Here is a 14228-nt window from a genome sequence, read left to right on the forward strand (position 1 = left end):
AAAAAAACATGAAGGTCGTGGCTATATTGCAAAATGAAAAAGATATCATCAATCTAATTCAAAATGACAGAGAAATGATGACTATTTTACGGACAGCAAAGACATTAAATTTGCCTGATTGGTGGATATGTGCTGGCTTTGTACGATCTAAAATTTGGGATACCCTTCACGCATTTACTGCTAAGACTAATCCAACTGATATCGATGTGATCTATTTTGATAAAGATAATACAGATGAAGTAACTGAAAAAAATTACGAGGCTGTGTTAAAAGAACTTCTTCCTAATGTACCTTGGTCCGTTAAGAATGAAGCAAGAATGCACCTTGTAAACGACATTCCACCGTATATGTCATCTGAAGATGCGATCTCAAAATTCCCTGAAACAGCAACTGCACTTGGCGTGAAATTAGATACAAAGGATAATGTAATTCTGACTGCGCCATGTGGCATTGTTGATGTGCTCAATTTAGAAGTAAAACCGACAGCTTATTTTAAAGAAACAGCAAAACGTGCGCAATTTTATGAAAAGAGAATAAAACAGAAAAATTGGCAATCTATTTGGCCAAAACTAAAAATTCACCACATTTAACTTGGAATATAACTTACTCTTATGTGCCTTACTACTCACCAACTATTTTTATCAAGCTCATTTGGCTTTGATTAAGGAAACGTATTGGAAACCATGTTGTCCCAACGCCACTATCAACATATACATATTTGCCATTTTTCATAGGATAGAGCCCCTTATCCAATGATGGAAAATACCCCTGTCCGGGCGCAACAATTGCACCAATAAAGGGTAATCGTATTTGTCCACCATGTGTGTGGCCACTAAGCGTTACGTCTATTGGTGTTTTTGCTAGCATCCATGAAATATCTGGAGCATGTGATAATAATATGGTGTAATCCGTTTGTTCCATATTTTGCATCGCTACGTCTAGGTCTGCATGCTGTGTAGTAAAATCCGCCACACCTAGTATCGTAAGTCTTGTATTTGCAACGGTAATTGTTTGACTTTTATTATCAAGTAGTTTGACGCCTCGAGCATGCAATCCATCAAATAATTTCTCTCGTATTGAATTATCCCATTCATGATTTCCAGATACAAAATAGACACGTGGATTGATTTCAACTAACTTTTCAATCAAATGAAACACATGAGATAGTTCTCTTGTTTTCCTATCAATAAGATCACCTGTAAGCACAATCACATCTGCATCTAGTTGATTTACCTTATTAAGTAGCATTTCATTATTATTTAAAAAAACTTTATTATGTATATCACTTAACTGTAAAATTGAAAAGGAAGATCCTTTTGATAATTTTTTTGTTTGGATCTTAAAAGGTTGCACTTTAAAGAAATTTGTATCGTGATATATTTTAACTAACACAGAAATTGCCGCTAAAATGCTTGATATAACAATGAATTTTGTTCCCTTTTTCATCTCTACATCTCCATCTCTATCTTTGATCAACTCACGCAGTGTCATTATTTTACCATTTGCATGCTTAATTGTCTTTAATCACTAGCAATTTTTTCTAAATAATCAACTAGTCAACTACTTTTATGCAACTAGTTGCGTGTCATACTCTTTTGAATTATCGTGCTCGTTTCCGCCGGATTACTGCCTTGCTCCCCCCAATTACTGCATCGTTCCGCCCAATTACTGCCTCGCTCCGCCCAATTACTATCTATCATTCCAACAGAAATACTAGAAAATCTAGTATTCATTCATAGTAGGATTCCCTACACATATACATGTACAAACGACATTTTGTATGGAGAGGGTTTTGTGAGTGAGTTATTTATGGGGAGTAGATTCTGCAACGAATGTGACAAAGGATTTATATAATTGTGTTTTAAAAAACTATGGAAAACCAGAATACTGGGGGAGAAATATTACACAGATGGATGGTGTTGCTGAAGGATTAACCCAAAATGAGATAGAACTTTTACACAATAGTGGGACAAAGATTATCCCTATTTATAGTAAATTAACAGCTGCGATTGGTAGTAGAGAAGGACGCACAACTGCGCAAAATGCAGTTTACCATGCTAGACGACTAGGTATTCCAGAGGGAACGATTATATTTGCGAATGTAGAGAACTCTTTTGAAGTGGATACGGATTGGATTTTAGGTTATGTAGAAGCAATGTATCCTACTGGTTTTAAACCCGGATTTTATAATGATTTAATTGAGGGTAATTTCACGTCTGCATACTGCCAAGCCGTCTCACAAAACGATCAAGTAGCAGTACAAGCTGTGCTTTGGAGTGCAGAACCAAAAACAGGTATTTCAAAACAAAGAAATGCACCAAAGTTTGATCCATCGAAACCAAATTGCAAAGCCAACGTTTGGGCATGGCAATATGGGCGCGATGCATCCACATGCCCAATTAATACGAACTTGATCAATCAGCGGTTATATAATCTTTTATGGTAAATAATTAAACAAAAAAAGTCGATACCATTGCTGGCATCGACTTTTTTTATACACGCGATTAAAATCACGTGTCATGTACGTTTTGAGGCGAAAAACCGTTGACCACATTCAACGTTTAGCCCTAGGGCAAATCCTTCGACTTACACAAAATAGCTCATCGCTACAATACTATATCACGCTTGATAAAAAAGAACAATGTAAATTAATTCATATTAATTTCAAAACCCAAACTTTTTCTCAAGCATTTCTGCTAGATCATCGTCACTTAGTGGCTCGCGATGGGTATTCTCTAAATAGATATTCTTTTCTGACTCTGGCATCAAATATGCTTTATACCACAAGAAAAAGTCAGGCGAATCACCGTACATTCGAATATATTTTCTTAGTGTATCGAGATTGTAGATTGTTATATCCATGTTTGTTAACCAATCAGCCGAAAAGAAGTTCTTCCATTTTCCATGTTCTGACCTTTTACAGACATCTATCCCTGCTTGATAATGCCGCATTGCAATCGACGCCTGAACAAACGCCTGTGGATATTTAGCCGATTGATACGAATAGTATGATTCACATAGGGATACAAGTCCTTTACATCCCGATTCATGTAACTCTATTTGCATGATTAGTAGATCTTGAAACCTTGTCTGCTCAATAGGATTCAATTTCCTCTTGATCACGTAACACCTGACTTTTAGATCTTGCCACTTATTTATCCGTTCCCTACATTTCGTATCAAACCATTCTATTTGTTTTTCAAAAGGTAAATCTCCCGTTGCCCAATGTAATTTTTCCAATGATTGATCTGTTTTACCAGTTAACCAGTGTCCGATCAATTTTCTCGCAGTATGGTGATAGAATTCATCACCAGCTCGATCGTCCTTATTTTCTCCATATTGAATGGTGATTTTTACGTAGTCTTTATAGACTGCAAAAATTTCATCATGATAAGTAGAGAAAAGTCGACTGATAAACTCACTCAAATGGACATTTATATTAACGTTTCCTTTTTTCCATAAATTACTTACAAGGTCTAGCTGATACAAATGGGGACGGACGTTACCTGAATTCAGTAACAGATAGCTATTAGCTTGAGCTGAAAATGCGCTAACAAGTTCATCACGGATAAGTTCTGATGAGGAAGGAAACATTGTCAAATGATTGGATGCTTGTAAATCATGAAAGGTAATATGATAATAAATACCATGACTTTCACCATCACTTGGACTAGGTAACGTCGAAACTCTCTGATTCGTATTTCCATTCCTTCTTGATACCATTTTTCCGTAACCATTATCTGCCCATATTTTTATCACACCATCAGGTACAGTTACTTCTCCCTGTCGGTATAATTCTGCTATTTCCCCGTAAAGAGCCATACAACAAACTGGATTTTGCACATGTGCTTTCACCATCTCAAATTGACGATTAATAACACTGCTAATTAGTCCGCCTCGTTTTTTTGCTGTATTATAATCAGGATCATGATCCCAGAAAGGTCTATCACCTTGCCCTCGAAAAGAAAGTACCCATAATACTTTTTTGTGCTTTTGTTTGATAATCGCCTCTTCCCACAACTGTTCAAATAAAGCTGGATGTTGTTTATAACTCGGTTTTTTGTTTGGATACGCGCGTGAGAACATTTCTGCTCCAAGCGGCTCAGCATGATGATGGGTTATCCACAAACCCATCTCTGAAGCTAGTTCAAAATGGATGCCATCTCTAGGTAAGTCTGTCCCTGGGATGACCATATTACCGCCACATCTTAACAGTGCTTCAAAAACAGGTAACCAAACTTCTTCCGTTGGCGGATACCCTTCTTTCCAACCAATCAAACAGTCTTCATCATTAACAAACCAACCCCTATAACGGACAGCTGGCATTTCTGAATCATATGTCTGAATTGGAATTATTACACTGCTTTTTTTCGGTATTTCGATATCGCTCCAAAACCAAAATGGATCAACCCCAAAATACTTTTTACTTATGTATAACAATCCAAAAACGATCCCCAAATCATCGCTTCCAATGAGATGCATAACAGACGTGTTATGCATCTTTGTGAAACGAATTAAAAAGGATTCCTCCTGATTCACTATATCTTCATCCATTTCTGGATAACGAATTATTAAATTTGCTAAAGTTTTATTACTAACTATAGCAGGCTGGTGTCCGATAACTTTTTTAAAATCTCGGATAAAGATATCTAATCCATGTTGAAATGCTGATTCAGTAACTTTTGGAATGTTTATAACGGTATCCTTATCGATAATAAATGAATCGTTAGTCATATCTGACACCCTCCTAACACTATTATTTTATCAAAAACTTCGCTTGTTTCTCGGTTATTTTATCGAACGCCCGAATTGAAGGCATCATAAGTGTCAAACTTAACAAACTTACACTTAGTACTGGTACTAAGGCTTGGAAGGTAAGGGATACAAAAATGATTCCTATTGTTCCAAGTAACATAATTATTGTCGGAAATGGATTTAAAATCATTACTAGAAAAGCGTTTTTAATTACTTGCACTAGCTTCATTTCATAATGAACAAAGGTTGGGAATATATAAAATAATGTCAATAAATAGACCATCGTAACAATAACAAGAGGAATGCTTAACAAATTAATAAGCGTATTGGATGATGCATTAAATATCAAAATATCAACATACAAAATCACTCCAAAAATCGTAAGTACGTAACCTAGGATATTGCTGCGAATAAATTCTTTTTTATATGTCTGCCAAAATGTTTTAAAAACAGGAATATCTACCTCGCCAACCAACCATTTACGTACAATCGTAAATGTCGCAACAAGAGCGGGAAAGAAGCCAATAACAACAAGCCCAAGTGCTGAAAAAATAAGCCATAACATATTTAGAAATGCCATCCTTACAAACCATTCTAATGCGTTATTTAAAGCATTCATAATTGGATCGCCTCCTAAATAACTTTATTTTTAGGTAAGCTAGAGGCAATCACTTACGTTTTTTCATTTGTAAATTACTTGCCTCGTTGCAATCCTATTAGCCAAACGTTTAACCTTTTATCCCACTTGTGCTTATCCCCTCTACCACATAACGTTGGAAAATAAAGAAGATAATAAATACTGGAACTAATGTGAGAATAGACATCGCAAACATCGCTCCCCAGCTAGATACTGTTTCATTACTCAAAAACATATTGAGGGCCATTGAAACCGTATATTTACTAGGACTATTTAAATAAAGAACTGGTCCAAGCAAGTTATCCCAAGTCCAATAGAAGGTGAAAATAGCTGTAGTAGCTAAAGCTGGTGTTATCAATGGTAAAATAATTCTGTAATATATACTAAAGGTATTACATCCATCAATTCGTGCGGCTTCATCTAAGTCTCTTGGAATGGTTCGAATAAATTGAACCAGTAGGAAGATGAAAAATGGATGACCAAAAAATGCTGGAACTACTAATGGTTTTAACGAGTTTAACCAACCTAATTGAGAGAAAATGATATACTGTGGAATCATTACAACCTCATAAGGTAACATTAAAGTGAACATCATAACAGCAAACCAAATTCCTTTTCCAGCAAACTTCAAGCGAGCAAATCCGAATGCAATTAAGGAACAAGAAACCAAGTGGCCTACTAGCATAAAGGCAACAAACACTAATGTATTTTTAATAAATACACCAAAAGAGAAACCTGCAAACCCTTCCCAGCCTTGCGCATAGTTTGATATGATAAACGGATCAGGGAGCAATGCATCTGCTGTGATAAAAATTTGTTCACTTACTTTAAAAGAACTCATTAAAAGCCAAATAACTGGATAGAGTAACAAAATGGCAAATCCGCCAACTAGAATGTGATACAACCAATACTTTGGTCTAGAAACACGCATCTTTATCTACCCCCTTCTGACTCGTAGTGAACCCAAAATCTTGATGTTGCAAAGATAATAGATGTCAATACAGCGATTATTATTAGCATTACCCAAGCCATTGCTGACGCATAGCCCATGTTAAAGTACTCAAACCCTTGTTTAAATAGATAGAGAGAATAAAGGAGCGTTCCATCTAATGGTCCACCAGTACCTTTTGAAATAATGAATGCAGGAACAAAAGTCATAAATGCCGCGATTGTTTGCATGATCATATTAAACAAAATAACTGGACTTAACATCGGGATCGTTATAGAAAAGAACTTTTGCATGAAATTTGCACCATCCACACTTGCTGCTTCATAGTAGCTTTGCGGAATCGATTTTAGACCTGCTAAGAAAATTAACATCGATGAACCAAACTGCCAAACCGATAAAGCAATAAGCATCCAAAGTGCTGCTGTCGGATCACCAAACCAACGAATAGCATCTAATCCTAAGCCTTGTAAAGCCAAATTGACAATACCATCATCACCGAAAATATTACGCCACATAATTGCGACTGCAACACTACCACCAATTAGAGATGGCATATAGTACATGGTTCGGTAAATCCCGACTGCTCTTGAAGCTGTATTTAACAACATTGCAACTATTAGTGCGAAGACTAATCGTGCTGGTACACCACCAAAAACATAGATAATCGTTATTTTTAATGATTGGAAATATCTCGGATCCTCGGTAAACATTTTTTTAAAGTTGTCCAAGCCTATCCAGGTTGGAGAAGAAAATAAATCATATGAAGTAAACGAAAAATATAGCGACGATAATATCGGAATAAATGTAAAAGCTAGGAAACCAATAATAAATGGTCCAATAAAAAAGTATCCCCATAAATTATCTTTCATACGCGTGTTCATTTACTCATCTCCTTTCTATAGGAACTTCTATGGCTTTTAAAGTAGATAGCTGATCTATAAGAGCAAAGATCAGCTATCTATCGTTGCTATACACGCTTAATTAATTTCCAAGCATACTTTCAGCTTGACTTCTAAAGCTAGTTGCAGCTTCTTCAGGCGTAATTTGACCGTAACTAATTTGCTCTGTGATCATATCTAATAATTCAATTACTTCACCAGCACCAGATGGATCTGCTGCGCCCATTGGTGAACTATTTTGTTCCGCCCACTCGACATACTCAAACACTTGCTGTTGTGATTCTGATATTTCTGCTTTTAGTGCCTCTTTCACTTCAGAAGATCCAGGTACACCACGGTCACCTAAGATTAATTTGTTTGCTTCGACATCATTAACAAAGAAACTGATAAATGATGCTGCAGCCTCTTTATGCGCTGAATTTTCAGAAACCGAGAAGAACATACTTGGTTTTAAAAATAAACCTTCAACAGCATTTGGACCTGGCATTGGAGCAATTTCCATTGGTCTATCAGCAACCTGTTGTACACCAACGAATTGATTTGACCATTGCCAAATACCGACACCTTCTTGTTTAACCACTGGATCATCCTCAATACCAGTTAGTTGAGCTAAATAGTCTGGTGTTGGTGTTGCTTTATTTTCAACTTGATCTGCAATCTTAGAGAAGAAGTCAACAAATAATTGATCATCATCATAGCCTAAGCCACTACCATCTTCTGCATAAAGTCGTTTCCCTTGTGTACGTAAATAATAATTAAAAAATACGTCACCTTTATAACCAGTATCGAAGAACAATCCAGCATCTACTGCCTTAGCAGACATATCTTGAAAGTCATCAAATGTCCAATCTTCTGGAATTGCATCTACACCAATTTCAGCTAAAACTGCAGGATCATAATGGAAACCAAGAGCATTTACACCTAAGTTGAACCCGTATATCCCATCATTAACCGAACCACCTGAGACGACGGTATCCGCTATGTTTGAAACATCAATTTGGTTATCTAGAAATGGTGTTAAATCGGCCAATTGATTATTTTGAGCATACTGTGTTAAATAAGAAAGATCCATTTGAATGATGTCTGGTAATTCATTTGCTGCTGCTTGCGGTGCTAATCTCTGCCAATAATCATCCCAACTTGCGAATTCAACTTCAATTTTCACATTAGGATTTTGATCCATATACATTTGAGCAACTTCACTTGTATAATCATGTCTTGGTTGGTCACCCCACCAAGCTAACCTTAATGTAACTTCCTCACCTTCGTCTTTAGCATCATCACTTGCACCGTCATCCTCTGTTTCTGTAGCAGCTTCATCTCCAGTTTCATTTGTGTCCCCTGAAGAATCATCACTGCATGCGGATAACCATAAAACCATCATAAGACCGAGCAATAAAAATAGCGTTTTTTTCATTTTTACCCTCCTTCATATTGTAAGCGATTACATTACAATCTAATCTTAACAGCTTTTCATAAAATCAATGATAGAAAAAACAGTTATAGTTGTTCAAAAACAAGTGAAGTGTTTACATCGCTAACCTGACTTGATAATGTCAGAAGGTGTTACACCTGTTATCCTTTTGAAAATTTGGCTAAAATATTGCGGATTGTTGCCAAAACCCAGTTTATCAGCCAACTCAAAGACTTTGATATCTTTCTCCCGCTCGATGATCTCAACAGCCCTTTCAATTCTTTTATTCGTCACATAGGTAGAAAACTTATAACCAACTTCTTTCTTAAATAATTTACCTAAATAATCTACATTCATAAATAGTTGTTCTTTAGCAATCCAATGTAATGATAAATAAGAATTCTCTAAATTATTTTGAATAATATCAATCATTTTTATCACAATTGATGAATAACTGTCCGTCTTTGAAGTATTGTGCATCATACGCCAACAAATATCTTCTAGAGTAGCAAAGCATTGTTCAAGCGTCTCTAAATCTTCTATTCCTGCTATTTGTTCCATATAATCTGTACGATCTCCTTTAACGTTTCCTAAACTTTTGTTCATAATATATAAGAACATCTGGATTAGATAGGATTTTGTCAGACTTGATTTTAATTTCAGATCATATATCATGGTAAAAATTTTGCTTAGCTCCAATTTCACTTCCTCATAACTACCTGATTTGAGTAAATGAAGTAATCGTTCACTATCATAACGATATAGTTCCGCATTATTATTTTGCTGTTTTACGTCATCGGACAGCGTTAGGATGCTTCCAGTTCCCCGATAAAATTGTTGATCCAAATACCGATGTGACTCATGATAAGTCTGATAAACACGTGATAACGCACAGGCATGACTAACCACAATTGTCATCTCAACATTTACAGCTTTTGCATAGCTTGTTTGAATTTTTTTAATCATATATAGAAGATGTTGCTGCTCTTCATGCTCCTTAATCAACACAATTAAGTCATTCCCTACTATTGTATATGTCTCGTAATTTGCATTTCCTAATATATCATCGATGATTTTTTTTAGTACGCGGTATTGATCCGTATCGAAATATTCTTTACAGTAGAATACTAATACCTGAACATTTTCGTTAATCGATAATGTATCTTTCAGGTAATCTTCTTTTTTGATTTTTTTAATTGTTAGTAATTCCTTCAAACATTGTTCTTTTTCGTTGTAATCAATTCCTTCCAACTTGCCTTCGATATTTTCTACATATAAAACTTTTTCCTTATCGTAATTGAGATCTTTTACAAGATCCCTCAGCGCATGTGCTATCGTCTTTTCATTACATGGTTTTAGCAAATAATGTTTCACACCAGACTGCATCGCATTTTGGGCATAATCAAATTCACTAAATCCCGATAATAAGATCCATTTTATGTTCGGAAAATGTTTCTTACTTTTCTCTATCAGTTGGATTCCATCTAATCCAGGCATCATGATATCGCTAATCACAATATCTGGTTGACGAATTGAAATGAATTCTAGTGCCTCCACACCATTACAAGCTGTACCGATTAATTCAGTACCTTCCGATTCCCAATCTATAATGGAAGATATACCCTCTAAAATAGTTCTTTCATCATCCACTAATAATACCTTGTACATTGCGCACCACTCCTTCAAAAGGTAAGATTACCTGTACCGTTGTACCTTTATTCTCATCACTTTCGACTTCAATACCATAGTCTTCACCAAACAGAATTTTAATTCGTTCATTAATATTTTTTAAGCCTATTCCAGTTCCCTTTGGCACATAATCACCATTTTTTAACTGATTTAAAAACTGTCGATCAATTCCTGGACCGTCATCCTTAACACTGATGATCAAGTACGCATTTTCAACTTTTGCACTGAGCTCGATCGAACACGTTCCGATCATCTTCTGTAAGCCATACCGAATAGCGTTTTCAACCAATGGTTGCAAAACAAATCTAGGAACGATGCAATGCAGATATGCATCTGGTATTGACGAATGAAACTTTAACCTTTCTTCAAATCGATAAGACTGAATGGTTATATAGTGTGTTACAACTATCAGTTCTTTTTCAAGTGTAATAACGGATTCCTTCGTGTTAATTGATGCACGTAAAATATAGCCTAGAGATTCTGCCATATTAGATATTTTATGCTCTCCGCCCATTTTTGCTGCCCAATTAATTGATTCTAATGTATTATATAAAAAGTGTGGATTTATCTGTGCTTGTAATGTTCTAAATTCAGAGTCCTTAATCACTAATTGTTTCTTATAATTTTCCTCTATCAGAAAATTTATTTGGCTCATCATCTTTTGGAAATTATCATGCATTTGTCCTGATTCATCTCGTGATAGTTTGCTATCAGCTTCTTCGTCAAAATAAGTAAAGTTACCAGTTTGTACGCGCTTCATTTTTCTGTTTAGACTTTCAATTGGCCCAGTAATACCTCCTATAAAACGCCCACCAAAATATGTCATAATAACAAATAAAACGAAATAGGTAATAAAGACAGCCTTTCTTACCGAAGATATTGCTTTAAAAAGATTACTGTACGGTGTAATAATCATATACGTCCATTTTGTATATGCTGTTGGCGTATACGTAATAAAAAAACGTTCTTTCGTATCACTATCTTTAATTATCTTATATCCTTCAGAATCTTCATTCTTATTAAGAATATATTCTTTTGCTAAGATAGATGGATAAAGTTGGTTATCTTCACCGTCATGTATAACCAACTGAGCTCCCTTTTCATTTAAGGCTTTTGAAAAATCCGTGATAATTTCTTCTAGATCAACTCGAACAGTCACGATTCCGATTCTTTCCAATGAAAATGAGTTTAGATAATACTTAACTTCTCGACCAACAATTATCGCTTCATCAGTTTGATCTGGAAAAATCCATTGTGCTCCTCCCTTTTCAGGATATGTTTTGTTTTTTATATTACGCAGTCGACTTTCAGCTAATGTCAACATATAATTACCCGTTGCATATTCCTTATCATCAAGATCGTATACTTGTAATGATTCGACGTATTTATTAAGACCTCCTAAGTCTAATAATCGTTTTCTAAGTTCTACACCGATAATAAACTGCTCATATTGATTGTCAGCTTCTTTTAACTTCAATAAATAAGATTGTACATATGGATCTGTAGCTAATTGAAAAGATAGTCGCTCCATTTTTTTTAATTCATTTTCAATCGAGCTAGAAGATACACTTAAAGACTGAGCAGACTGACGATAAATTTCTTTGTTATAGATATTAAATGCGTATTGTAAAATAAAAAGACTACCTAAACTAAATGTAAACAGTACGACTAAAGTTAAAATAAACATTTTATTTTTAATTTTGAGGTCCGAATAAAAAGTTTTGATCCTGTTAAACATCAGACCACTCCTTTATTTTGTGGTGATGTTACAATTGCTGCGTTCATTTTCTTTGTGATTTGTTGCCTATAGAAGTTTTGTTTTGAGTGGAATCTAAGGTAGTTAGTCAATAGGAGATTTTAAATTCAATAATGTTAGAACATAGTAAAAGATTGGAACTATAAACTCCGATATAATGAGAGTTTATGCCTCGTGGAGTAAGTGAATTGGGCTCCCTTTCCACAGGCACGGCTTCAGCTAACTCGGAAGCAAAGAACACTTCCGAGTGGATCTTCAGCCCGTGCTGTTCCTGCTGGAGTGTCACCCATTTAACTTGATCCACTAGTTTTTTGTACTAATAAATTCACCGTGCAAAAAATAGAGATAGAGAGCTTGTTTTCTCTCTTACTTGTTATTTTTAACTCATGAAATATACCACTATGCTAGTGATGGAAATATACGGAGACTCCTCGATAATATAAATCCATTTTCTTCGTGCGATGTGATTCACTTTATTTCCATGTTATAAGTTCGTCAACATGGACTGGTTGACCTGTTTTTAGAGATATATTTCCTGCTATTCCTGTTAGAATAGACATCGCGCCATCAACATGTGTTGCCGCACGGTGAAACGTATCATCTATTGGCGTGCCAAAAATATCCTGCAACAATAAGGGATCACCACCGCCATGGCCACCTAAACCTTCATCTAACTCCACATCATACGGCTCATCGAACATCGGTAATACTCGAATTGACTTTTCCTCTACACTTCCTTCATCCGCCTTATCACCACCAGAATTGATATAAGACTGCTCACATATTTTAACTTCAATCCTGCCTTTACTTCCATTAAATGAAACCATATATCCTTCCCATGGTAAATAAGCATTTAAAGAATACGTGAGGATCGCTTTGTTTTTATAAGTAACGAGCACACCTAATGTGTCTTCAATACTAATGCCATCACCAAAAACACTTTGATCACGTTGATAGCCATCCTCTTGTTCTGCATCTAAGTACATCGCTTTTAAGTGCTCATTTTCTTCCAAGTGAACGGCAAATGGATCGTCTTTTGCTACTTCACTTCCGTGTGCACGTTGATAAAAATGAGTTACTCCTCTTTTTTCCGCATTTTCTCTTCCATAAAAACGTAAGCCACCTGTTGCATAAACAACTTCTGGTGTTGTCCCTAACCAAAAGTTAACGAGATCGAAATGATGGGTCGATTTATGGACTAGTAATCCGCCACTATTACGCTTATCCCGATGCCATCTGCGGAAATAATCGGCACCATGTTGCGTATTTAACGCCCACTCAAAATTGACAGAAAATACTTCACCTATAACATCATTTTTAATTAATTCTCTTATTTTTGTATTATGCGGTGCATAGCGATAATTAAAAGATACACGAACCTCTTTTCCTGTTCTATTAACGGTGTCGATGATCTCTTGACACTTGTCTGCATCAACTGTCATTGGTTTTTCTGTAATCACGTCACAGCCTAATTCTAATGCTCGAATGATAAAGCTATGATGTGTTCGATCAATTGAGGTTACAATGACCGTGTCTGGTTTTTGTTCTCTGATCATTTGGTCAAATGCATTGGAGCGATAAGATGCAATTTGTTTATGTTTATATTTTTCCTCCAATAATCGATTCGCATAATCCATTCGCGTTTGATTGATATCACAAAATGCTACTAGTTCACTTGTATCTTCAAAATCACGCACAACTGCTCCATAAAAGAATTCGGCTCTTCCACCTACACCCACTAAGACATATTTTTTTTTCACCTAAAACAACTCCTTGTTTTAATTTAAATTATATTTTATGTGATAGCGCTTTCTTTAAATTGTAGACAATACATCCTTTCTATAAAATTTTCCTATCCTCTTTCCATAATACAACAATAACAAATATAATAACAACGTTGTTTTCTATTTGTTTTCCTGTCACCTACAAAAACCTTTTTAAGGTGAAAATTCGACATAGAACTAACTAATAAACAGTGATTACCACAATTTATAAAGATATTGACGAATGATCAACTGTTTTCTTAACAGAAGCAACTGTTTTTTCATCTAAATTTAAGGACAAGTTATGCTAGTCTTTTATTGTAAGCGCTCTAAAGACTTATGTGGAGGTGATTAGTTAACTGTACG

General features: G+C 35.4%; 12 protein-coding genes. 2 read left to right on the forward strand and 10 right to left on the reverse strand.

Annotation, left to right across the window (positions count from 1 at the left end; genetic code table 11):
• Nucleotides 1-8: 8 nt before the first annotated feature.
• Nucleotides 9-590, forward strand: coding sequence for a nucleotidyltransferase family protein (locus D2K60_RS10840; RefSeq protein ID WP_117170013.1), 582 nt, complete (start codon nt 9-11; stop codon nt 588-590).
• A gap of 31 nt (nt 591-621) precedes the next feature.
• Here D2K60_RS10840 and D2K60_RS10845 read toward each other — a convergent pair whose 3' ends face one another.
• Both D2K60_RS10845 and D2K60_RS20665 read right to left on the reverse strand, forming a co-directional pair.
• Nucleotides 622-1446 (reverse strand): metallophosphoesterase, encoded by an 825-nt coding sequence (locus tag D2K60_RS10845; protein WP_117170389.1) that lies wholly within the window; start codon nt 1444-1446, stop codon nt 622-624.
• Nucleotides 1447-1574: 128 nt separating this feature from the next.
• Complete coding sequence (locus tag D2K60_RS20665) at nt 1575-1733, reverse strand: hypothetical protein (protein WP_162880754.1); 159 nt, start codon at nt 1731-1733, stop codon at nt 1575-1577.
• A gap of 65 nt (nt 1734-1798) precedes the next feature.
• Between D2K60_RS20665 and D2K60_RS10850 the strand changes: the two genes are divergently transcribed.
• Nucleotides 1799-2446, forward strand: a complete 648-nt coding sequence (locus tag D2K60_RS10850; RefSeq protein ID WP_117170014.1) for a glycoside hydrolase domain-containing protein — start codon at nt 1799-1801, stop codon at nt 2444-2446.
• A gap of 218 nt (nt 2447-2664) precedes the next feature.
• On the opposite strand, the gene D2K60_RS10855 is transcribed toward D2K60_RS10850, so the two are convergent.
• From D2K60_RS10855 to D2K60_RS10890, 8 genes are all read right to left on the reverse strand, one after another.
• Complete coding sequence (locus D2K60_RS10855) at nt 2665-4734, reverse strand: glycosyl hydrolase 115 family protein (RefSeq protein ID WP_117170015.1); 2070 nt, start codon at nt 4732-4734, stop codon at nt 2665-2667.
• 22 nt (nt 4735-4756) lie between these two features.
• On the reverse strand, nt 4757-5374 hold the full coding sequence (locus tag D2K60_RS10860) for a YesL family protein (protein ID WP_117170016.1): 618 nt from the start codon (nt 5372-5374) through the stop codon (nt 4757-4759).
• 109 nt (nt 5375-5483) lie between these two features.
• Nucleotides 5484-6323 carry a carbohydrate ABC transporter permease gene (locus D2K60_RS10865; protein ID WP_117170017.1) on the reverse strand — a complete coding sequence of 280 codons (840 nt, stop codon included), beginning with the start codon at nt 6321-6323 and terminating at the stop codon, nt 5484-5486.
• 2 nt (nt 6324-6325) lie between these two features.
• A complete protein-coding gene (locus D2K60_RS10870) occupies nt 6326-7222 on the reverse strand; it encodes a carbohydrate ABC transporter permease (protein WP_117170018.1) in 897 nt (298 codons plus the stop codon).
• Nucleotides 7223-7322: 100 nt separating this feature from the next.
• Complete coding sequence (locus tag D2K60_RS10875; protein WP_117170019.1) at nt 7323-8657, reverse strand: ABC transporter substrate-binding protein; 1335 nt, start codon at nt 8655-8657, stop codon at nt 7323-7325.
• 120 nt (nt 8658-8777) lie between these two features.
• Entirely contained in the window at nt 8778-10322 is a 1545-nt protein-coding gene (locus D2K60_RS10880) for a response regulator transcription factor (protein ID WP_117170020.1), read from the reverse strand.
• Nucleotides 10297-12081, reverse strand: a complete 1785-nt coding sequence (locus D2K60_RS10885; RefSeq protein WP_117170021.1) for a cache domain-containing sensor histidine kinase — start codon at nt 12079-12081, stop codon at nt 10297-10299. Before D2K60_RS10885 ends, D2K60_RS10880 begins: the two co-directional genes overlap by 26 nt.
• A 491-nt stretch (nt 12082-12572) precedes the next feature.
• Nucleotides 12573-13859, reverse strand: coding sequence for a Gfo/Idh/MocA family protein (locus D2K60_RS10890; protein ID WP_117170022.1), 1287 nt, complete (start codon nt 13857-13859; stop codon nt 12573-12575).
• Nucleotides 13860-14228: the final 369 nt, after the last annotated feature.

Source organism: Paraliobacillus sediminis, assembly GCF_003426055.1.